Source organism: Pseudomonas sp. MPDS (assembly GCF_013283895.1).
GTDB lineage: Bacteria > Pseudomonadota > Gammaproteobacteria > Pseudomonadales > Pseudomonadaceae > Aquipseudomonas > Aquipseudomonas rhizophila.
Genome location: NZ_CP054128.1, coordinates 1,796,213 through 1,819,068, shown reverse-complemented (window position 1 = coordinate 1,819,068; position 22,856 = coordinate 1,796,213). Strand labels below are relative to the sequence as shown.

The 22,856-nt window shown below is 58.2% G+C and carries 14 protein-coding genes and 4 tRNA genes; 3 read left to right on the top strand and 15 right to left on the bottom strand.

The window, feature by feature from the left end:
* Positions 1-4: 4 nt before the first annotated feature.
* From HQ912_RS07890 to HQ912_RS07870, 5 genes are all read right to left on the bottom strand, one after another.
* Positions 5-1,375 (bottom strand): MFS transporter, encoded by a 1,371-nt coding sequence (locus HQ912_RS07890; protein ID WP_173406650.1) that lies wholly within the window; start codon positions 1,373-1,375, stop codon positions 5-7.
* A 68-nt stretch (positions 1,376-1,443) separates the two neighbouring features.
* Positions 1,444-2,685 carry a glutamine synthetase family protein gene (locus tag HQ912_RS07885; RefSeq protein ID WP_160893199.1) on the bottom strand — a complete coding sequence of 414 codons (1,242 nt, stop codon included), beginning with the start codon at positions 2,683-2,685 and terminating at the stop codon, positions 1,444-1,446.
* Positions 2,686-3,028: 343 nt separating this feature from the next.
* The gene (locus HQ912_RS07880) at positions 3,029-3,721 is read right to left on the bottom strand and encodes a sensor histidine kinase (RefSeq protein ID WP_047228767.1); all 693 of its coding nucleotides are present in this window, start codon (positions 3,719-3,721) and stop codon (positions 3,029-3,031) included.
* Positions 3,714-5,321 carry a tetratricopeptide repeat-containing response regulator gene (locus tag HQ912_RS07875; RefSeq protein ID WP_047228768.1) on the bottom strand — a complete coding sequence of 536 codons (1,608 nt, stop codon included), beginning with the start codon at positions 5,319-5,321 and terminating at the stop codon, positions 3,714-3,716. The genes HQ912_RS07880 and HQ912_RS07875 overlap by 8 nt, the downstream gene beginning before the upstream one ends.
* Positions 5,322-5,605: 284 nt before the next feature.
* Entirely contained in the window at positions 5,606-5,815 is a 210-nt protein-coding gene (locus tag HQ912_RS07870; RefSeq protein ID WP_223194580.1) for a hypothetical protein, read from the bottom strand.
* 435 nt (positions 5,816-6,250) lie between these two features.
* On the opposite strand from HQ912_RS07870, the gene HQ912_RS07865 reads away from it, so the two are divergent.
* Entirely contained in the window at positions 6,251-6,688 is a 438-nt protein-coding gene (locus HQ912_RS07865) for a hypothetical protein (protein WP_047228769.1), read from the top strand.
* A gap of 155 nt (positions 6,689-6,843) precedes the next feature.
* Here HQ912_RS07865 and HQ912_RS07860 read toward each other — a convergent pair whose 3' ends face one another.
* The 4 genes from HQ912_RS07860 to HQ912_RS07845 all read right to left on the bottom strand — a co-directional run bounded on the left by HQ912_RS07860 (position 6,844) and on the right by HQ912_RS07845 (position 17,436).
* Complete coding sequence (locus HQ912_RS07860; RefSeq protein WP_047228770.1) at positions 6,844-7,482, bottom strand: hypothetical protein; 639 nt, start codon at positions 7,480-7,482, stop codon at positions 6,844-6,846.
* A gap of 8 nt (positions 7,483-7,490) precedes the next feature.
* Positions 7,491-15,257 (bottom strand): DUF637 domain-containing protein, encoded by a 7,767-nt coding sequence (locus HQ912_RS07855; protein WP_107321727.1) that lies wholly within the window; start codon positions 15,255-15,257, stop codon positions 7,491-7,493.
* Between the two features lie 39 nt (positions 15,258-15,296).
* On the bottom strand, positions 15,297-17,003 hold the full coding sequence (locus tag HQ912_RS07850; RefSeq protein WP_047228771.1) for a ShlB/FhaC/HecB family hemolysin secretion/activation protein: 1,707 nt from the start codon (positions 17,001-17,003) through the stop codon (positions 15,297-15,299).
* Positions 17,004-17,359: 356 nt separating this feature from the next.
* Positions 17,360-17,436, bottom strand: a tRNA-Arg gene (locus HQ912_RS07845).
* Between the two features lie 524 nt (positions 17,437-17,960).
* Between HQ912_RS07845 and HQ912_RS07840 the strand changes: the two genes are divergently transcribed.
* Positions 17,961-18,287, top strand: coding sequence for an Arc family DNA-binding protein (locus HQ912_RS07840; RefSeq protein WP_047228772.1), 327 nt, complete (start codon positions 17,961-17,963; stop codon positions 18,285-18,287).
* Positions 18,288-18,408: 121 nt separating this feature from the next.
* On the opposite strand, the gene mgtE is transcribed toward HQ912_RS07840, so the two are convergent.
* Positions 18,409-19,851 carry a magnesium transporter gene (gene mgtE / locus HQ912_RS07835; protein ID WP_047228773.1) on the bottom strand — a complete coding sequence of 481 codons (1,443 nt, stop codon included), beginning with the start codon at positions 19,849-19,851 and terminating at the stop codon, positions 18,409-18,411.
* 322 nt (positions 19,852-20,173) lie between these two features.
* Here mgtE and HQ912_RS07830 point away from each other — a divergent pair, with 322 nt between their 5' ends.
* Positions 20,174-20,677, top strand: a complete 504-nt coding sequence (locus HQ912_RS07830) for a cell envelope protein SmpA (RefSeq protein ID WP_107321726.1) — start codon at positions 20,174-20,176, stop codon at positions 20,675-20,677.
* 40 nt (positions 20,678-20,717) lie between these two features.
* Here HQ912_RS07830 and HQ912_RS07825 read toward each other — a convergent pair.
* From HQ912_RS07825 to HQ912_RS07805, 5 genes are all read right to left on the bottom strand, one after another.
* Positions 20,718-20,794 (bottom strand) — tRNA-Arg (locus HQ912_RS07825).
* 72 nt (positions 20,795-20,866) lie between these two features.
* Positions 20,867-20,943, bottom strand: a tRNA-Arg gene (locus HQ912_RS07820).
* Between the two features lie 108 nt (positions 20,944-21,051).
* A tRNA-Ser gene (locus HQ912_RS07815) sits at positions 21,052-21,142 on the bottom strand.
* A 62-nt stretch (positions 21,143-21,204) separates the two neighbouring features.
* On the bottom strand, positions 21,205-21,393 hold the full coding sequence (gene csrA, locus HQ912_RS07810) for a carbon storage regulator CsrA (protein WP_003178872.1): 189 nt from the start codon (positions 21,391-21,393) through the stop codon (positions 21,205-21,207).
* 182 nt (positions 21,394-21,575) lie between these two features.
* Positions 21,576-22,817, bottom strand: coding sequence for an aspartate kinase (locus HQ912_RS07805; RefSeq protein ID WP_047228775.1), 1,242 nt, complete (start codon positions 22,815-22,817; stop codon positions 21,576-21,578).
* Positions 22,818-22,856: the final 39 nt, after the last annotated feature.

The window sequence follows — 22,856 nt, the reverse complement described above, 5'->3', positions numbered from 1 at the left end:
TGGCTCAAGGCCTGGCCTGAGTGAAATCGGGGCTCGACGGCTCGTCGCTGGCCTCTTCGGCGACAACTTCCTCCATGACGGGCTCTTCGGCCGGTTCTTCCGTCGGCACAGGATCGACGTGCATCTGCTCCTGCACCACTTGTTCGTCGACCCGGGGATCGAGGCACGCCACCAGAGGCGAACTCGACATGCTGTCCGGCATCGCCACGTGATGCAGCGGTGCGTCGTCAACCTGATGCAGGTTGGTCACCGCCTTCGGCCGGATTCGCCACACCAGCACCAGGGCGAAGAAGGCAAAAAAGGCATAGAGCATCTGGCTGCCGAACATCTTCATCAGCACCCCCGCTACCAGCGGCCCGATACTGGCGCCAACCCCATAGGTCACCAGCAGCATGGCCGTCAGGGATACCCTTCGATCAGCTTCGACGTGGTCGTTGGAAAACGCCACCGCCAACGGATACAGGCAGAACTGCACCAGCGAACAGAAGAACCCCGCGACGAACAGCACCTCCAACGGCACCGTCGGCAATATCGCCAACGGCAGCGCACAGACTGTCAGCACCAGCGCAAAGCAGCGGATCAGCAGCGCCCGGTCATATCGATCGGAGAGCCAGCCCAGGGGCCACTGAACCAGCAATCCGGCAAAGATGCAGCTACCCATGAACAGACCAACCTGCTCGGTCGACAGCCCCTGCTGAGAAGCGTACAGCGGCGCCAGGCCATAGAACGAACCGACGATCAGCCCCGAGCCCAGCACCGTACTCAATGACTGCGGCACTCGCTTGATGAAAAAGCGCGGCTCCATGGGCGCCGGGTGCAGCGCCGCCGGGTGAATCCGCCGGGTGAGTGTCACCGGCACCAGGCACAAGGCGAAGCACAGCGCCACCAGCATCAGCAACTCAAGCCCCAAGGCCGGGTGCATGACCAGAATCAACTGACCCAGCACCAGGCCCAGGTAGGAAGCGATCATGTAACCACTGAATACCACGCCACGCTGCTTGGCATCGGCCTGCTCGTTGAGCCAGCTCTCGATCACCATGTACTGGCACATCATGCCCAGGCCGACAATTACCCGCAGCACGATCCAGGCCGGCAGCCAATCCACCAGGCCGTGGCCCAGCACCGCCGCACCGACAATCCCGGCGCAGGCCGAATAAGCCCGGATGTGCCCGACGCGGGCGATCAGCCGGTGGCCGATCTTGCCCCCCAGCACCAGGCCGAAATAGTTGGCTGCCATCAGCGCACCGACCCACAGGCTGTCGACATTGTCGGCAGCCAGGCGCAAGGCCAGGTAGGTACTCAGCAGGCCCGAGCCGATCAACATCATCAGCGAGGCGAAATACAGCGCTCGAAAAGGTTTCCAGATTTGGCGCATCGGCGTTCCGAGCGGCTCCTTGAGATGAGTACGGGCTATTTAGAAGATAGCCCGAATGCGACGTTTGGTTATGCCTGGGCCGCTAGAACACGCCGCTCCCAGGGAGTAATTTCATCAAAGAAGCTGGTCAGCTCCATGGTCTTCGAAGCGATGTAGCCTTCGATGAACTCCGTACCGAACAGTTCCTTCGCCAGATGACTACGCTTCAGACGTTCCAGGGCTGCATGCAAGGTACATGGCAGCGAAAGATTGTCCGGCACTTGGAATTCGCCCTGGATCGCGGCACTCGGCTCCAGGCGATTTTCGATGCCATAAAGCCCCGCAGCCAGACTGGCGGCAATCGCCAGATAGGGGTTGGCATCGGCACCCGGCAAGCGATTCTCGACCCGACGGGCCGCTGGCGAACTGGCGGGAATCCGCAACCCGGCCGAACGATTGTCATGGGACCAACAGGCATTGTTCGGTGACGCAAACGGGTGACACAGGCGCTGGTAGGAATTCACGTTCGGCGCGAACAGCGCAGTGAAATCCGCCATGCCAGCCTGTTGCCCGCCGATGAAATGCCGGAACGCCGCCGTCGGCTCGCCCGCTTCATCGCTGAACACATTGCGGCCGCTGTCCAGCTCGACGACGCTCTGATGAATATGCATCGAACTGCCCGGCGTATGGGCCAGGGGCTTGGCCATGCAGACCACGGTCAGGCCGTGCTTGAGGGCAACTTCCTTGAGCAGGTGCTTGAACAGGAACGTCTGGTCGGCCAGCAACAGAGGATCGCCGTGAAGCAGATTGATCTCGAACTGGCTCACGCCCATTTCATGCATGAAGGTGTCGCGGGGCAAGCCCAGCGCCGCCATGCATGCATAGACCTCTTTAAAGAACGGTCGCAGGCCATTATTGGAACTGATGCTGAACGCCGAGTGACCGTCTTCACGCCGTCCGTCCAGGCCCATAGGCGGCTGGAACGGCTGGGTCGGGTCCGGGTTGGGGGCGAACACGAAAAATTCCAGCTCGGTCGCCACCACGGGCGCCAGGCCGAGGGCGGCATAACGAGCAATAACCTGTTTGAGCTGACCGCGCGTGGAGAGCCGGGAGCTTTCACCAGTCAGCTCATCAGCGTCGCAAATCGCCAAGGCTCGCGGCTGTTCGCTCCAGGGCAAGCGATGAATGTGTTTCGGGTCGGCCACCAGCGCCAGGTCGCCGTCGTCGCTGCCATAAAAACGCGACGGCGGATAACCGCCCATGATGCATTGCAACAGCACACCCCGCGCCATCTGCAACCGTCGACCCTCGAGGAAGCCCTCGGCAGTCATCACCTTGCCTCGTGGCACGCCATTCAAATCCGGGGTGACACACTCAATCTCATCAATGCCCGTCAGTCGCTGCGCGAGTGAACACTGGCCATCGGTCGTCATGACGCAATCCTTGTTATGTGCGAGCCGCTAACGGCAACCCGTACAAAATAGGCTTCGGGTGTTCGGAATATCAAGCGGCCCAAGACAATAAACAACAAGCCCTGGAATACTGGGTGGGAGCGAGCCTGCTCGCGATGGCGTCGGGTCAGCCAATGCTGAGTTGACTAATACACCGCTATCGCGAGCAGGCTCGCTCCCACAGGGGGGGTTGTGTCGACAGATTTATGAGTGCCGGGCAGGCTCAGGGCAGATAAATCCGGAACACGCCCCCGCCCAACGCGCCGCCATTGGCAATCTCGGTACGCCCGCACAGGCCGCCACGCTGATGCAACCCGGCAATCCGCGCGGCGAAGTACAAGCCCAGTCCGGTGCTGCCGCTGCTGTGATTGATGCCCTGCACATACTCGGCCTGACGCTCGATCATCTCGGCCGGGTAGCCTTCGCCGTCGTCATTGATGGTCAGCACCAGTTGCCCGGCCTCGTCGCTCGCACTGATCAGCAACGCCTGGCGCGCGTGGCGGATGGCATTGTTGATGCTGTTATCGAGCACCGACGCAATCAGCTCACGATCGAAAAAACCCAGGGGGCTCAGCGGGTCGACCTCGTAGGTGACCATGATCCCGCGACTGCGGAACACATCCTGATGACCGGCCAGTTGCGCCTCGATAAAGTCATCCAGCTCGTGATAGGCCGGATGCAGCGGCAACTGGTTGACCCCCAGCTTGTACAACCCCAGCAACTGCACCAGCAGGCCATTGAGGTGGGCGAACTCGAACTCCATGACGCCCTGCTCCGAGGTCTGCCGCTCGGATTCGGGCAAACGCTCAAGCCACTGGGTATGAGCCTGCATGAGCAAGGTCAGGGAGTTTTTCATGTCGTGCACGGTAGACGCGATCACCGTGGAAAAATCGAGAGCCTGTTCGCTGTCATTCATCGCCAAATGCCTTGCTTCGCAGTTTCTGATAACGCGCAAAACGCGCATCGGTGTCGGGCATCATGCCCACCAGTTTCAGGCAGGCGCGGCACTCCTGCAGCAGCTCCGATTCCACGCTGGTATCGGTGCCATGCAACAGTGACTGCGCCATGTTCAAAGCAATACTGATGTTCTTCGGTTGCATCTTCAGGGCTCGACGGAACAGCTCTCGCGCCTCGGGCAACGCGCCGGTCTTGTAGACGCGCACACCTTCACGGTTCAGCTCGGCGGCGGCATTGCCTTGATTGAGGATATTCGGATCGTCGGTCAACTTGGCGATGCCTTGCATCACCGTCGGATCATCGCCATAGATCTCCGCGCAGTTCTTGAGCATCGACTCGCCGGCGCTGGTTTGGCCGAGCATCTGCAACTGCTTGGCCACCAGCAACGCGGCCTCGGCGCTCATGAACTGCTCCATGCCGTCGAGGCGCTGCAAGGCCTGCTCGGTGAGCTTTTCGGCGGTTTCGGCATCGTTGAGCAACAGGCTCGTGGCCTTCATCAACCGCGCACGCACCTGCAACCCAGGATCGTTGAGATTTTCCTTGGCCACGGCGCTGAGGGTGGTGTTGATTTCCAGCCGAGTGCGGGTATCCAGGCCTTTTTCGCTGCCCTTGCTGATCAGTGCATGAGCCAGGCCCAGGTTGCTTTCCGGGTCCTTGAAGCGCGACTGTGCGCCCTGCCCCACCGCTTGGCGATAGGCCTTGGACGCGGTCTCGAAATCTTCGTTGGTCATTGCCAGCTTGCCCAGCAGCGACTGCCGTCGCACCGCCAGTGGCGATAGACGAACCGCCTCTTCCAGCACGTGTTGCGCCTGCTTCGTATCGCCTTCGGCCACCAACACTTCAGCCATCCCGTCATACAACGCCGGCATCATCGGGAATACTTTCAAGGCCTTCTCATAAACATCCTTGGCCTGCCCCACCTGGCCACGCTTGAACAACAACTTCCCCAGCCCCGCATAAGCCCACGGCAAAGGACGGTCAGCCAGGATGGTGTTGTACAACCGCTCAAGGGCTTCGTTCTGGTTCAGGTCCCGCAGCGCATCAGCCCGATAACGCAGACACAACGGCCCGTAGCGCGGATCCTGCTTGCACAGGGCGATACAGGCATTGAGCACCTCCATCGGCTTGCCACGATCCAAGGCTTGCAGGATCGGCTTGAGCAGGGTCTTGCGCTGCTCCAGCCGTTCCAGCCGCTGAGCCAGCCCCGAGCGATTGAACGGTTTGGTCAGGTACGCATCCGGCTCATGCTCCAGCGCACTGAGCACCATCGCCTGACTGCTTTCAGCCGTCACCATGAGAAACACACTTTCATGGCTGATCAGCTTCTCGACCATCAGGTCTTCCAGCACCTGCTGACCGTTCTTGCGGCCGTCGCCCAGGTGATAATCCTGCAAAATAAAGTCATAGCGCTTCTGCGAGCACATGCGCAGCGCCACTTCACCGGTGTCAGCGGTGTCCACGTCCTTGACGCCCAGCTCACGCAACATGGACCGGACGGAACTGCGGAAATCCGAGAAATCATCGACGATCAGAAAACTTTTTTGGTGGTACGCCAGCATCGAGGATGTCCAGGCAAGTAAAAAGATGCACCCAATGGCAAAACAACGAAACGCCGTGTCACCGCCCGGTGTGGCGCGCATTGCTAGCCGTTTTCGCGCGCCGAAACGCGATAGAAAACAGGGCTCATCAGGGTATCGGCAGGAAATGGCGTTCCGTTAAGAGATTGTGTGAGGTGGTTCCGGGACCCATCGGCTACCTGCCGGGCATGGAACAGGTGGACCGGGGACATGGTTAACCTCTGCCTGGCCGTGACCTTGAACAGCTTGGTTGGGCGGTTCAGCCCTTAACAAAAGGCCAGCTCTTGGGTTAGGGACTGTAGGCTCTCAGCATCAATGCCCTCCACGACAGTGAATAGCTGGTCGGGGGATGGCTTCTTGTCAGGCTGGGCGGGCTTGGGGTTCAGATAGGAATCGATGACACGCTCGGCGTTGGCGTCGGCTGCGATGTCCAGATGCAGCGGGGGAACGGGAGGGTCTGGTATGAGTTTGTCCATGGAATACCCCTAACGTAAGTGGGAGCCGCCACGTCCGCTGCTAAACGAGTGGGTGGCAGCCGTGCGCAGGTTAGCAGACCGGTACGTTAGGAAACCGGCGCACCCGAGGATGCCCTGCGCATAGCTGCCATAAGAATTCGGGCAACAAAAATGCCCGCATTGAAGGCAGTTGCCATGCGCCTAACGTGATTCCGAGCTGCTAAACCCGACCGCTAATTGGCAGCGGTGGACAAAGACTAGGCACCGGAATCAGCAGGCGCAAGGGACTGGAATTTTCTAGGAAATGTCCTACAAGTCAATGGGGAATATTCTTTCCGTCGGTTCCTACGGCGAGCTGGTTTAGTCGTTCCAGGCCGAAAAAATTGCGTATAGTCCCGCCCGCCGCCTTGCCGCAATCCGCTTTGGTAAACCGCCGTTTCTAGAAGGAGCTTGAATTTGTACAAGGGATTTACAGGAGTCGTTTTTCTGTTACTGGGCGGCTGCTCGCTGCATCCATATTCCAAGGATGAGCTGTTGAACACCGGCACAACCAGCCCCGAGTATTGCCTGACGCAAGAGCGGGCGGTGGTGGAAGAACGCGTGCAAGGCTACCTGAACCACTGCTTCCACCCCCAAGTAACCGAGCTCAACACCGGCGCAAGACTCGTCAACACCATTCAATTGAAAGTCGACCGGAACGCCGAAAGAAGTGACATGGTGCTGTGGGCGCCAACAATTTACGGAAGCCAGTTCTATATGAACCTGATCGTCTCGGAAAAGAACCCCGCCTGCAAAACCACCATGACCGCCGTGGCTTCAGGCTGGGGATTCGCGCGAAACTTTCCGAAGATCCTGGAAAGCGCAAACGGGGAAGACCCGTGGTGCCCGCTATAACCTCCACCAATTGATTAATCAACTGGCTCTCGTGGCAAGGGAGCTTGCTCCCGCAGGGCTGCGCAAGCAGTCCTCGCGCCGCTATAGGTATGTCACGCCCCCCTTCGCTTATCAAACAAGCTGCCCCCTCTACTGCCATCAACGCCTCGCTTAAATCAGCTACGTTGCCGCGGCATAAAATCTTCGATGCTCTTGTTTCTCAGTTGCAGCAGAGACATAACGAATTCTGGCTCGACCCCCATCAGAAACTCCATAGCGTCGTAGATTTTCCATTGATGTATTTCGGGGCGATCTATTATCGAGCTGAGGTGCTGTTTAACAAACGGGATGTACTCCGGATACCGCTCACGCTTTAAGAAGGCGAAAGCGTCAGATATTTCAAAGGGTTCCGTTCCTGCCAACTCGATGATAGTAGACAGTGGTAAAAAAACTTGAGCCCTAGCGACTTCCCTTTGTCCCCTGTCGACCATATTTGCGAAGTACATGGTTACAGCCATGAGGATCTGGCGATAAGTATCATCGTATCCATGCAACCTGTGGGGGTAGGTATTTTTGATAAGTTCCGGCTTTTCCATGCTTTCGCTTAATGCAACCAACCCCTCGAAAATCCCCCAGCTAGTCAACAATTTTGCAGCTTCGAAGCGCACAACATCATCATCTGAATTGCGAAGCAAATCCAACACTGCAGTCATTCTTTCCTGCGGTATATCTTCGGCATCCAGCTCACCTGCCTCGGCGGCATAATCAGCATGATCCGGTATGCCGTGGAGTAGGTCGTAGGTTTTCCGATCCACAATGAACCCTATTTCTGAATGAATTTAATATAGCCGGCCGGTACACAACCCTTGATCAAGCACTCACCATCACGCATCACGTTCACCAGGTCTGACTCCGCCCTGCTCAATGAAGTCTCATTTTTTGGGCTGGGGTTGCTTGTGTATTTATTCCGCGCGGCATTTACCCTAGCCTGAAGCTCAGCAACGACCTCACGATTGCTCAAAAACTTTGTGTCTGGTAATACACCAGAATCTATATCCTGCTGCAATCGCTTGACGTCGATTTCTATTTTTTGAGAGCCGTAATCTTTAGGATTGGATGACACTCTCGGGTCGGTCACAGAAATGTACGGAGAATTTTCAGAACCGCCTCCGCGCACATGTGTCTGAATGCTGCCTGTCCCCTCAAGATTAGGGGGTACCAAATCGCCATTCTCTTTAATGTAGGCCTTTGGCTTTCCATTTCCCCCCACAGATAAAGAAAAATCATTGTCGCTGCGCACTACTACAGGGTCGGCTGGAACTTTAGGCACACTGGAACTGCCAGAGTCTTTAGCACCTTGACTCGCACTACCCCGTCCAGATGCCCCAATCCTCGGCACCCCAAGACTCGCCGCATTCATAGCGCCGACCACAATGTTGCCGATGCCATTCCACGTATCACCATCGTAGACCTGGCCCGCACCGTGTCCTGCTTGGAGTGCACCATTCGCCGCAGCTGCGACCCGAATCGTAGTGCCGAGATTTCCGGTCAGGAAATACAGAGCAGGTGACCCCACGTCACTCATCGCCTGCATTTCACGATTGATGCGCAGGTAACCCTCAGCATCGCGGTACAGCATTTCGCTAGCGCTCTGGTCCCTGGACCAAAAGATGTTGGCCACCGACACGCCGTCCCGAGCTCTCAGGTCGTCGGCGTAGGCAATTCGCTCCTGGGTAGTACCGCCCGCATACGGGTAGTCTCGGTATGGATCCGGTCCGTTTTTAAGCAGATTATTGATGCTCGTGCGAGCAGCCTCCACCCCGTGTTCCTGGCTTTGCTCGTAGCCGTAGACCTGAAGATAAGCGCCCAGCTCTGTTTTCTCTGCCGGAGAAAGCGACGCGGGATCGGTGTGAAAACGCTCCAACAACGCATCGCTACGCTGGTCCGAGCCTTGGAGCACCATCATCTTTTTGGCGGCGTCCAGGCTCTTGGTTTCTTCATACTCCTTGAGAGCTCTGTCTCGCTCCGCTTGGGAGTGGTCTCCGAGGAAGTTGTAACGCGTGCCGTTTTCCGCCACTTGCGCGGCAACGTCCAGATCTCCATTGGATGCCGCAGCGCCTAGTACGCCGACAACTTTTGAAAGTGCGACCAGATTCTCTTGGGCCCGAGTGTATTCAGGTGTACCGGGCTCCAGATGCGAGGGCAGGAGCGTATCCCCCAGCAAACCGATAAGAACCTCGTTTGCCCCGCCCGCTATTGCTCCTGTACGGAAGTCTCCTCCCATGACTTCCGCCATCAATCCGCCCAAGGCCGAATGAAGCAGAATCGCTTCCAAGCTGCCTTCGGCCAGACCGAAGTCGCCGATTTTTCCGGCGCCATACGCTCCACCAATGCTGGCCGCCGTTCCAGCCAACGAAGTTGCTAAGTTGTCTTGGTAACTGCCTCCGTACACCGCTGTTTTAATCGCAGCATCCGCAGCCACTTTCATAGCGACTGTCTTTACGCTCTCGGCATTGAAGCCAACCGTGCTAGCGTCATAGCCAAGCCCTTGGGCAACCCCTGCCGTAGCTATCGAGACGGCATACCCTTTCAGGCTCTCCTTGGAAGTAACGTCCTTGGCAATCGCGCCGAGGTTTCCTCGGTTGTCGATGGTACTGACCGTCGCCTTGGTCGCGACGCTGATTGCTCCGGCCTGAACCATGGTATTCATGCCAGCCATCATCGGCCCCATAACGGCCGCGAGGGCAATGGCGATGATCAGTTGTGAAGCCGGCCCCAAGCCCGACGTGTTGTATTTGAAGGACTCATGGATCTCCTTTACTTGCCGCCAGTCCACGTCACCGCGCTGCTCGGCTTCCTTGATCCAGGCCAGTTGCGGATCGGCTTTTATCATCGCATCAATGGTCTGGCTGACCGTTTTCTGATCGACATGCTTGATGTCGATCTTCAGACCTTCGACTGCCTTGATGGTGATATTGCCCGCCGCCGCCATCTGCGTCTGGCGCAGGGTTTCGTCAGTATTACCCTTGCCCTTAGCGGAGTTCCAGAACGCATTGTTATTGGTCTTCGTATGGCTTTCGTCGTGCAGATCCTTCACGCCTTCGAAGACGATGGCGCCGCCACTTTCCAGTATCAGGTCCTTCCCGCTTTGCAGCTTGGCGACTTGGTAGCGCTGGTCATCGCCACTCTTGAGCGTCAGGTCGCCTCCCGTCTGGATCTGGCTGCCGATATGGGTGATTTGTGTCACCTCATCGCGCCGCATCTTCAAGCTGCCCCAACCGCCTTTTTTCTTCATGTCATACAGCGAGTAATCACGATTCTGCTCAGCCAACAGACTCAGCTGCTTCCCCGCCACCAAATAGGCCGCGTTACCCGCCGCAATCTTGCTCGCGACCATCAACAGATCATTGTGCGCAGCAACCCTTACATCCCCCCCAGCATCGAGGGTGGTCGCCTGCTGCGAGACATGGTCCTCTTCCTTGTTGATCTTCTTGCCGCTGCGCTTGTAGCGGTATTCGCTGGACTCCTCGTTCGCCGCCGAGATCAGGGCGACATCGTTGCCGCTCAGGTTGATATCGCCTTTGGCTTGGAGATGGCTGGCGACAACAGTGAGGTTGTTGCCGGCGGTGACGTTCAGGTTGCCACCCGCCTTGACCTCACTGGCGTGCTGAACGGTCTGGCTTTGCTCCCAGAAGTGGCGTTTGTCCTGGCGCATCGAGCCGCTTTCTTCGCGAGCCGCGGAGATGACAACGTCGTTGCCCGCGCTCAAGTCCGCGTTGTTGCCCGCGGTAATCGCGCCGCCCACGTTGAGCAAATCGCCCGCTGCACGCATGGTGAGATTGTTACCGGCCTCGATACGCGCAGCATTGTCGACAACGGAGGTCTTCGAACTGAAGCCCTTGCCGCTGTTTTCGATGGTGCTAATGGTCCGGTCGTTGCGGATGTCGCCGGTCAAGGTCGACAGCTCGACGTCCTTGCCCTTGAGGATGCCGCCTTGCATGTTGACCAGGTCTTTGCCCGCGACCAACTTGAGCCGCTCACCAGCCTCGGCCAGGCGCGTGTTGACCAGATTGTTCCCGGCCGCCGCCGAGAGGTTCTCGCTGGCACGCAGCGTCCCGGCGTTCTTCAGGTCGGTGCCTGCAATCAGGGTGAGGTTCTTGCCTTGGATCAACGCGCCATCGGCCATCAGCCGGTTGTTGGCCTGGGCCAGGTAAAGCACCGGCACCAGGACATGTTGACCATTGACGACCTGGTCTTCCATCCAGACGATGTCGTGGGTCAGCGCGGCGACTTGTTGCGAAGTCAGGGTCACGCCAACGGCCAGGTTCAGTTGTTCCTTGCTGGCGATGGCGTTGTTCATCAGGTACTTGAACATGCCTTCGTCGGAGGTCTGGCCATCGAGAAAGCGTTGGCCGGTGCGGGCGATCACGGCTTGCTGGATCAGGCGTTGCTCGTACAAGCCATCGCCCAGGCGCTTCCAACTGGTGTCGGGGTCATAACCCAGGTTGCCCAACAGGTAGTCCGAGCTCATGAACTGCTTGAGGTCGGTCAGCGCGGGGTTGGTTTCAATCAGGTATTTCGGGCCGATGATGACCCGGCTGGCGGCCGAACCCTGGACAGTGGCCTGGCTTTGGTCATGACTGTTTTGCGCTGCGGCCGCGCTGTCGACGACACGAAACAAGCCATTCTCGCCAGTCGGCAAGGTGAACCCGGGCATGGTGGTCGGGTTGACTTGTTGTTGGGCCAGATCAGGCGGTAGCTGCGGGTTGAGCACCACGACTGCTGGCTGTGCGGCGTCGGCCACATCGGTGGCCGCTGACTTGGTCGCTCCGGCCTGCGGCGCCTGGAACTGCACGATGCTGCTGTTCTCCAGCCGCTGGGTAGCCTGGATGCTGATGTCGCCGCCCGATTGAACAACCGCGGGCGCCAGCGACTCCCCAGGCGTCACGGTGGTGATGTCGCCTATCTGACGGAAGGAGTTGAGCGCATCTACCGGCACTTGTTTCGGATTGGCCTGGGCGTTGTAAGGGACGATGATCCTGGCGCGGAAACGCTCATCGGTGCCATCGGTGACCCGGCCGGTATTCCAGGTCCGCGTTCTGACGCTGGTCCCGGAAACGGCGCCAACGTTGGCGAAGTTGTCTGCGGTAATCAGCAGGTCGGCGGCCGAGGCCATCACGCTGTATTGGTTGGTCACCGCAGAGCCATCAACGGTCAGTTTCGCCCCACTCATCAGGGTGGCACTGGCCGAGTCTTCAAGCACTGCGCTTTGGTAGGTCTCCCGGGCTATATAGTCGACGTTGTGGTGGTCACCACCGCAGTCATAACATTTGACACTGATGGAGCCCGACACCAGCTCATCGGTGGTGGAGAAAACGTCCTTGCGATTGATCAAGGTGTCGCTGCGCAGCGACATGTCCTTGGCCGATTCAAGGGTGCCGGAGATGTTCTCCAGCAACGTGCTGCGAGCGACGCCATCTCGTGCCGCGACATTCAACGCCCCCAGGCTGTAGACGTCCGCACGATAGTTGGTGAAGCGGTTGAAACGCAGGGCCATGTCCGCGCCACTGAAGATCAGACCGCGATCGTTGAGCGCCTCGTTGGCAACCAGTTCGACGGTGTCGGCGCCGCCCAGTGTGCCTGTATTGACCAGGCTCGTGGCGGCCAGGGAGAATTTGCCGCCGCCGGTGATCCGTCCGGCATTGTTCAATGCACCGAGACTGGTGACGGTGGTGGTGCCACCGCCAGCCAGGCGCGAGCCGCTGGAGAGATCGATACTGGCGGCGCTCAGATCGAATTGATCGACACTGCTGAGGCGGCTGTTTTCGGTACCGACATAAGCGCCGGTCAGCTTCAGATCCAAATCAACGTCGCTGCTGATGGTGCCCGCGTTATTCCAGGTGCCGCCCGTGGCCAGCAGGCTTTGCACCGCGACCAACTTGCCGCTGCTGGTCTGATTGAGCTGGTCCACCTTCAGGTTCAGGACATTGGCCTGGATATCCGAGCTGTTGTCCCAACGCGCCGCGTCGACGGTCAGGGTGCCTGAGGTCATCAGGCTGCCGCCGATGTTACTGAACCTGGCCAGGTCCACGCCTAACATGCCGGTGCCCACATGACGAACATTGCCGTCAGCATTCTTGAAGCCTGCCATCTGCAAGGACAGGTCCTGGGTAGCCGCTTCAATGACGCCGCCCTGGTTGTCCAGCAGTTGATCAACCGTTAGCGTCGCGGTCCCCAGCTTGCCCACTGAGCGCAACTTACCGCCCTGGTTATCAATCGATACGGCCGTGATCAGCAGGCCGTTGGAACCTTCGACCAGACCGAGCTGGTTGTTCAGCGCCCCGGTCAACCCGAAATCAACGGTGTTTGCCGCGGCGCGTCCGTCGCTGTTGTCCAGATCCTGGGCACGCACCGTCAGGGCCTGTTTGGCGAGCACTGCACCGTTGCGGTTCTCGAACGTAGCGGTAGTGAGCTCGGCGCTCCCGGACAAGGCCGAGATTTGCCCACCATTGTTGAGCACCGCTTGTTTCGCATCGAGATTGACGGACTGCGCCTGGATCAACCCGGCCTCGCCAGCGGAGGTGAGCGACTCGCCGTTATCCAACACCTTGTTCAACTCAGCTTTCAGCCAACCGCCAACACTGGCAAGAACACCGCCACGGTTATCGAGACTGTTCGCCTCGACATCCACGTTCCCGGCCTGGGTAATGGCGCTGCCATCCCGGTTGACGAAATCCCCGGTGATATCGACCTTCAGGTCACCCTGGCTGAGCAGGCTACCTTTGGTGTTATCGAGACCACCGCCGTTGATCGTCAGCCCCTGTTCGGTGCTGATGATCGCCTCATTGTTATTGAACAGTTGCTGGTGAGCGGTCAGGCTCATGGCCTTGACCGAGGCGATATAGCCATCGTCGCTGTTGTTGATGCGGTCTGCGGTCAGGGTAAGTTTCCCCTGGCTGACCACCTTGCCGTCCTGCTGGTTGAAGCTTTTCAGCGTGGCAACGAGATCACCCTGGCTGGTGATTTGTCCTGCGCTATTTTCAGCGCTACCACCCCCAAGGGTCAGTGCGGCGTCGGACGCAATTTTGCCGCCGCTGTTATCCAGGGTTTTCGCTTCGAGCTTCAGGAAGTTGTGGCTGCTGATAACGCCTGCGCTGTTCTTTAGCGTCCCGGCGATCAGAGTCTGCTCGCCGTCGCTGACGATGATCCCTTTATCGCGGTTATCCAAGGCTCCAGTGGCCACTGCTTGAATGTTGTCTTGGCTGACCAGCGTGCCGGCGCGGTTGTCGATGTCTTTGCTGTCGAGCGTCAGGCTCTTGCCGGCGGAAAAAGTGCCGCCGCGATTGTCGAGGGTCTGCGTGGTCGTGGCTTTCAAGTCGCGACTGGCGATCACGTTCTGCCCGCGATTGTCGATGTTCGCCGCGGTCAGCACGACATCGCCAATCTGGTTGCGGGTGTTATCGACGTTGACGCCTGCTTCGATGATGCCAAGGTTGTTGAGCTGGCCGTCGGTGGTCAGCGTGACCTTCTCGCGCGCCGCGATAGCGCGCTGGTTGCTGAGAGCGCCCTTGGTTGTCACCTGAACATGGCTGCCGGCATACATCGTCCCTTGGGCGTCCAGGCTTTGAGCCTTGATCTCGACGGCGCCTGCCGCCGTGGTTTGCGCCAAGCTCAAATGACCATTGGCATCAAGCTGGATATCACCGCCACTGGCGACCATCTTGCCGTCGAGCTTGACCCCGACCCCGGCCTCGGTGCCCACCAGTTTGATGGTGCCAGCGTACATGCCACCCAAGGCCGAGGAGTCGATGGCCAGTTGCGGTTTGGCGCTGCCGTCGTCGGCACGGACGGTGGCATTGAGGGTATCGGCGTTGACGTCGTTACGACCGGCAATAATTGTCAGATTCTTTGCCTGGATCTCGGCATTGATCTTCGCGCTGCGGGTGATGATTTCGAAACGGTCGACGTTGTTGGCGTTGAGGCCTGCGCCTTCGATCGCAACGCTGCCCTGGTCGACCTGATAGCGACTCAACTGACCGTTTTCGATAATCGGTTTGCCGGTGGTCAGGGTCGCCTTCGGGGTATTGATAAACCCGCAACCATTACAGGTGATGCCATAAGGGTTGGCGACAATGACATGGGCCGACTGCCCCGCCACTTCGGTGTAGCCACGCAGCTGGCTCGGGTTGCCGCCGTTGACTTCGTTGAGGATGACTTTGGCGGCCGTGCCCTTGAGGTTCGGGTTGCCGAGGATGATCCCGCCCAGTTGCGTGGACTGGGCGGCGTTGGTGGCGTTGTTGAGGATCACGCCGTTGCTGCCGACGCTGTAATCCTTGAACTGGTTGTGGGACAGGCCGCTGCCGTTGGGCTTGGCGATGTTGACCACCGGCACGCCATTGCCGGCCTGGCCGAGGCTGGTGCCCGGGGCGCTGACCACGATGCCGCCCGCCTGGGCCCACATCGGCTGCCAGAACATGACGTTGGCCAACAGGAACGCCAGGCCGCGCTTGGGCATGCCCCAGAAGTGCTCGCGGGTTTGCACGGCAGCAGAAGGCTGGCGGGCCAGGAAGGCGTATTGACGGTCGTCCATGATCAAGTCTCGTTGCAGCAGTTTTTAAAAAGGCTGTATTTAGAAAAAGGAATCCACGCGGAAATAGATCGGCGCTTCGCGCTCGGTCAGGGCATCCGGGCGTTCCAAGGAGTGGGCAAAGGTCACGCTGGCCGTCAGGTGCTCACCGCGGGCGAACAACTCCACCGAATTGCTCGACATGCGCCCGTGCTGGTCGCCGTTGTAGCGATTACCGCGAATCACCCCCACGTCATAACCAAGGCTGGTGCCGTACTCGGCGAACACCGGGCGCAGCCACTCCAGCGTCACCGGGCGGCTCCAGCGCAGGTCGTTGCGCCAGTAACCACCACTGTCGCCGGACAGCGTCTGGTCCTTGTAGCCTCGGACCGACGCCAGTCCGCCCAGGCTCATGCGCTGCGGACTGAACAGCGCATCTTCACTGCGCTGACCGGTCATCAAGCTGCTGAAACTGAAGGATTCACCGCCCAGCATGAAGGGCTGCAGGTAACTGACGGTGGCGGTGTATTTGCGATAGCGGGCGTCGGCCTGCCCGGGGCCCGGATCGTCGTCGCCCTGGGCATCGAAAGCGCCGATGCCTTGCTGTACACCCAGGTCCAGGTTGACGAATGCATTGCCGACCCGTCGTCCATGGTTGATGCCGAACTGCGCCTCGCTGATGCGATTGCTGCTGTTACCGAGCTTGCTGTCGTTGACGAAGTTGTTAGTGCGCAGGTACGCCAAGCCGGTGTTGAGCGAAGTCTTGCTCACCGCGTCGCGATGGACCACCCGCTCCAGGCGCACCTGATGGCTCTGACTGTCACCGCTCTGCTTGAAATTGAAGCCGTTGGCCTGGCCCAGGGCGCGGTACTCGCTCTGACTGTAGCTGTAGTTCAGGTTCCACCAGCCAAATGGCAGGTTGTAATAGAGCATGGCATTGCGCGAGGTTTTCTGGTGATCGCTGACGGCATCGTGGCCGCCGCGCAAGGCCAGTTGATCGGCCAGGCCCAGCGGGCTGTCCCAGTCGAAGGAGGTGCCCCATTGCTGTTCGCCGGTGCTCTTCTGGCCATCGTTATGCCGCGCCAGGCCAACGCGCCAAGGCTTTTGCGGGGTGTTTTTGACCAGCACATCACTGCCACCGAGATCCTGTCCCGGCGCCAACTCCATCTGCACGCGATTGGATGGCAAACGGTTCAGTTGGTCGACCATCTGTTCGATGTCCCGCAGATTGAGCAAATCGCCCGCCTTGCCGGGAAAGCTCATGGCCAGTTCCCGCTCGGACAGGCCACTGCCCTCGGCACCCTTCAGCCCTTCCAGCCGGCCCTCAACGACCAGCACTTGCAGGTGACCGCTGGACAGGTCCTGTTGCGGCAAATAGGCACGACTGGTGACCAGGCCTTTTTCCAGGTAGTAATCGGTGATGACCTTGAGCAGCTCGTTAAGCTGTGGCACGCCCAGGCATTGGTTGATATAGGGCTTGAGCAGTTGTTCGCGCTCACTGGCCGAAAGACTGTCGGCGCCCTTGATTTCGATGGTCTTGATGGGGAAGCAACGGGTGTCCACAGGCGCAGTTGGCTGAGTCGGCTTCGCCGCCTTGCCAGGCAATTCCTTGAGTTCTTCCAGGCGTCGACGCTGCTCTTCGAGCAAGCGATCCTGGCGTTCGCGGATCAGGTCCGTGTCGCCGGGTGTCGGCGCAGCGTAGGCAAGTGTTAGCGGAGAAAGGCACAGCAAAGCCAGGCACGACCTCGCCCAATGGGCGGGTGAGAACATGTTCGATCCCTCGATACGGAAATGGCAGCAAACTGGCGAGCAGACAAAGCACCGGAAATCGGTCTTCTCATTTCGGGGAACGCCGGAAAGTCCAGGCTGACTCCGAAAATACTCACGCTACTAATGCGCAAAACTACGCGCACACCAGACCCGGCATATCGCCTTCGGTTCAAAGGAGGGGAAACTTTCTGCTCAAAAAAGAGACGTGTCTCACAGGACGCATTAGAAAGCACCGACAGAAATCGTCTGGTCGGACCTGTACGGGGTGGATTTTTTCGCGATGAAGGAATCGACGCCCGTACCGACCAAGGGGATTTGGCGCAAGAGAGGCAAACCACTGGAGGGCTGGAGAATGATGGTGTCCCAGGGCAGGTTCGAACTGCCAACCTTCCCCTTAGGAGGGGGATGCTCTATCCAATTGAGCTACTGAGACACAAGTCGACCACGAGAAACGCGGTGCGTTGGACGGCGTGCATGTTAACGGTCAGCCTGGCGTTTGTCATGTCGTCCATGGCTTTTTAAGTGTAGGCAAATGTACCGTTCGCCAAGTCTCCCATCGAAGAGCCTGGACCGGACCGCCGCTCATCTGGCCCACCCTGCTCATTCTAGTAAATCGGCAAATCGCCACTATCCTATACAATACAAGGACAGCATCGCGCCGCCGCCTGCGTCATGGTTATCCGCCAGACGGTATGGCACATCGACACGATGCAGTGGTCACAAGATGCGGACCTGGAATTTTTTCCAACCAGTCCGCATTTTTGACGAAGGGTACTGGCATAACGCCTTTACGCGGATCAATATTTGTCACAGAATTGGCGCCAATGATCTGGCAATTTTGAGGCATGATGCGGGCCTCTTAACAATTCAGGTTGAACATTTGGCTAAGGGGCTTGTCCTATCGACATCCTGCGGCCAATCCCGAGAACCGCTCCCCTGAACTAACCGGTTAAATATATGCGCCCAATGAAACAGGCAATTTATTCCAGCCGTACGGCTGACAAGTTCGTCGTACGTCTGCCAGACGGAATGCGGGAACGCATTGCCGAGGTGGCTCGCAATCATCACCGCAGCATGAACTCCGAAATCATCGCGCGCCTTGAGCAAAGCCTTATTCAGGAAGGTGCGTTGGGTGAAGAGCTCAGCATGCGACTGGACAGCCCAGAGCTGTCACTGCATGAACGCGAGCTGCTTCAACGATTCCGACAACTCTCTCATCGCCAGCAAAACGCTCTAGTTTCGCTGATTGCCCATGACGTAGAAATGACCGCAGACGCGTCCTGATAGCATCCAAGATATTGAAGCCAGCCTTGTGCTGGCTTTTTTTTGCCTGGCATTTGGTGACAGAGATTTCCGGCGCCCACGAAAAAGCCCGCCAAATTGGCGGGCTTTCTTGAAGCGCGAATCAGAGCAGGAAAATCGTCGCCAACCCCAGGAAGATGAAAAATCCGCCGCTGTCGGTCATGGCGGTAATCATCACGCTGGCCCCCATGGCGGGGTCACGCCCCATTCGAGCCAGGGTCATGGGAATCAATACCCCCATCAAGGCCGCCAACAACAAGTTGAGCGTCATCGCGGCGGTCATCACCACTCCGAGCGACCAACTGCCATACAGCAGGTATGCCACCACGCCGATCACACCACCCCAAACCAGACCGTTGATCAAGCCCACGGCCAGTTCCTTGCGCATCAATCGCGATGTATTGCCGGTACTGACCTGGTCCAGCGCCATGGCGCGGACGATCATGGTAATGGTCTGGTTGCCGGAGTTACCGCCAATCCCCGCAACGATAGGCATCAGCGCCGCAAGGGCCACCAGTTTTTCGATGGAGCCTTCGAACAAGCCGATCACCCGGGACGCGATGAAAGCCGTGATCAAATTGACCGCCAGCCAGGCCCAACGGTTACGCAGGGACTTCCAGACCGAGGCGAAGATGTCTTCCTCTTCGCGCAGACCGGCCATATTGAGGACTTCGCTTTCGCTCTCCTCACGAATCAGGTCGACCATTTCGTCGATGGTCAGACGGCCGATCAACTTGCCGTTCTTGTCGACAACGGGCGCAGAAATCAAATCGTAACGTTCGAACGCCTGGGCCGCATCGTAGGCATCTTCGTCCGGATGAAAACTCACCGGATCACTGGCCATGACCTCGGCTACCTGCTTTTCCGGATCATTGACGAGCAATCGCTTGATAGGCAGCACGCCCTTAAGCACACCGTCGTAGTCCACCACAAAGAGCTTGTCGGTATGCCCCGGCAACTCCTTGAGACGGCGCAGATAACGCAATACCACTTCAAGACTGACATCCTCACGGATGGTCACCATCTCGAAGTCCATCAGCGCACCGACCTGCTCCTCGTCATAGGACAACGCCGAACGCACGCGCTCGCGCTGTTGGCCGTCGAGGGTTTCCATCAGTTCGTGGATAACGTCCCGTGGCAGTTCGGGCGCAAGGTCGGCAAGTTCGTCGGCGTCCATTTCCTTGGCCGCCGCCAGCAGCTCGTGATCATCCATGTCAGCGATCAGGGTTTCACGAACCGAGTCGGACACTTCAAGCAGGATGTCACCGTCACGATCCGCCTGGACCAACTGCCAGACCGTCAGACGCTCTTCCAGCGGCAAGGCTTCAAGGATGTAGGCGACGTCGGCGGAGTGCAGGTCATCGAGCTTGCGTTGCAGCTCGACGAGATTCTGCCGGTGGACCAGGTTCTCGACCAGGTCGTGATGCGGGCCTTCCTGGCGATGCGTCAGGTCTTCGACCACCCGCTGGCGATGCAGCAGCTCAACGACTTGAGCAAGGCGATCCTGAAGGCTTTCCTGCGTTTTCTTTACTTCTATTTCGGTCATAGGCGAACTCCACTCCCAGCAGTGGAGCACGCCGGAAGGATCAATCAGTCAGTTCATGATTGGTAAAACGAGATATTGAGTAACTACTGGGTAAGTCCATGGGATATTCCACAAGCCCCGGCGGGGCTGACGGGCGCAATCATACACCGCTTGACGCTTTAAAACGTTAAAAAATCATGGCAAGAACAAGCGCTTGCGAGACATACCTGAACGCAGATTGAACCTCTATGCCTACGACGACTTATCCTGAAAAGAAAACACACGCCCCGGTAAAAATGTAGCGGCTAACCTTCTTTTCTTCACCGTCAAGGAGGACGTCAGGATGCTCGTCAGTCGCTACCTGTTTTTACTCGCTGCCCTGCCCTGCCTGCCTTTGGGGGCTGCCGGGCAAAGCGTGCATCGCTGCGAAAATACCGCCGGGCACGTGACCTTTACCACCCTGAGTTGCCGACAGGAAGAAACCCTGTCACTTCAGCAGATCCATCCGACCAGCCCGGGCAGGGCCGAGCCAATGACAGAGGCCATGCTGCCCGAAGCAGAGTTTCGGCAAACATTCGGCAACAAAGCCAACCGCAAGGAACCGACTGTTGTCGGCCAACTCGAAGACCGCTGTGGCAACCTGCTCAATGCCAGGCAACGCCGCGAAGCGATCATGAACCAGCGAGTCGTCAGTGGCATGAGCCAGCAGGACGTGGAAAGCGCCCTGGGCAGACCCGACTCGGTCAAAATCAGGAATTCGAGCACGCGATATACCTACAAAGCGAAAAAAGGTCGCAGCGCAGAGATCGTGTTCGATGAGAAAGGGTGCGTGAAAGGCAAATCGTAGACAGCAAAAAGCCCGCGTTAAACGCGGGCTTTTTGGTGTTTGGTGCACTCGACAGGATTCGAACCTGTGACCGCTCGGTTCGTAGCCGAGTACTCTATCCAGCTGAGCTACGAGTGCAAGTTGTGGTTTTATACCAGATCACAACTGGTTGAAGCCAAGTTATTTGCATCACTGCAAAAAACTCTTAAATGGTGCACTCGACAGGATTCGAACCTGTGACCGCTCGGTTCGTAGCCGAGTACTCTATCCAGCTGAGCTACGAGTGCATTTGTTGCCGCGCATTATAGGTCGCCGAATCTTTTTGTAAAGCGCTTTTTTTCAGTAATTTCAATAACTTACCGATAAAGCCAGATTACGTCGCACTAAATAAATAATGGCGGAGAACGGGGGATTCGAACCCCCGACACCCTTTTGAGGTGTACTCCCTTAGCAGGGGAGCGCCTTCGGCCACTCGGCCAGCTCTCCGCAACACGGGGCGTATATTAACCACCTTCATCCCCGTTTGCAAACATAAAAAACGATAAAAATTAATGGCTTGGTTCGTCGTCCTTCTCTTTCTTGATACGCAGGTAAATTTCCTCTCGGTGCACCGCGACCTCTTTCGGGGCGTTGACGCCAATCCGCACTTGGTTTCCTTTGACGCCGAGCACGGTCACGGTGATTTCGCCATCGCCAATAATCAGGCTCTCTGCGCACCGACGAGTCAGAATCAGCATACCTTTCTCCTCACGCAATTCAGTTCAGGGACAACAGTCTGCAAAAAAAGGCGTAGGCCCTACGAACCGAAACGGTCGCAGCCTACAAGCCTAGTATTGACCAGCGCGAGCAAAAGAACAGTTTTGGAGCGCGCCTTTCAGAAAAACAAAGGGCGCGGTAAACCGCGCCCCAAGACAACGCCTTACTCGCCCTGTCGGGCAGCAGCGTCGAGTTCGAAAGCCGTGTGCAGGGCGCGCACGGCCAGCTCCAGGTACTTCTCTTCGATGACCACGGAAACCTTGATTTCCGAAGTAGAGATCATCTGGATGTTGATGCTTTCCTTGGCCAGGGATTCGAACATACGGCTGGCCACGCCTGCGTGAGAGCGCATGCCGACACCGACGATCGAGACCTTGGCGATCTTGGTATCACCCACCACTTCCCGGGCACCAATCTCATCAGCAGTCTTTTTCAGCACCGCTTCAGCGGCCTGGTAGTCGTTGCGGTGCACGGTGAAGGTGAAGTCGGTGGTGTTATCGTGCGCGACGTTCTGCACGATCATGTCGACTTCGATGTTCGCGGCACTGATCGGGCCGAGAATCTTGAACGCCACGCCGGGGGTGTCTGGCACGCCACGGATGGTCAGCTTGGCTTCATCGCGGTTGAAAGCGATGCCGGAAATGATCGGCTGTTCCATGGATTCCTCTTCATCAATAGTAATGAGGGTGCCCGGACCCTCTTTGAAGCTGTGCAGAACGCGCAGCGGAACGTTGTACTTGCCGGCGAATTCGACGGCCCGGATCTGCAGCACCTTGGAACCGAGGCTGGCCATTTCCAGCATCTCTTCGAAGGTGATCTTGTCCAGGCGCTGAGCCACAGGCACCACCCGTGGGTCGGTGGTGTAGACACCATCCACATCGGTGTAGATCTGGCATTCGTCAGCCTTGAGTGCCGCCGCCAGCGCCACGCCCGTGGTATCGGAACCGCCACGGCCGAGAGTGGTGATATTGCCGTGCTCGTCCACACCCTGGAAACCGGCGACCACCACGACGCGACCGGCCTTCAGGTCGCCGCGAATTTTCTGATCGTCGATCTGCAGAATACGCGCTTTATTGTGCGCGCTGTCCGTCAGGATACGAACCTGGTTGCCGGTGTAGGACACCGCCGGCACACCCCGCTTGATCAGCGCCATGGCCAGCAAGGCGATGGTCACCTGCTCGCCAGTGGAAACGATCACATCCAGTTCGCGCGGAACCGGCTGTTGGTCGCCGCTGATTTGCTTGGCCAGATCGATCAGACGGTTGGTCTCGCCGCTCATTGCCGACAGCACAACCACCAGGTCATCGCCCGCTTCACGGAATTTCTTAACCTTGTCGGCGACTTGTTCGATTCTCTCGACAGTACCGACCGAGGTGCCTCCAAATTTCTGTACGATCAAAGCCATTTCAAAGCCGCCTCTGCCCATGAAGGGCGCCCAATAATC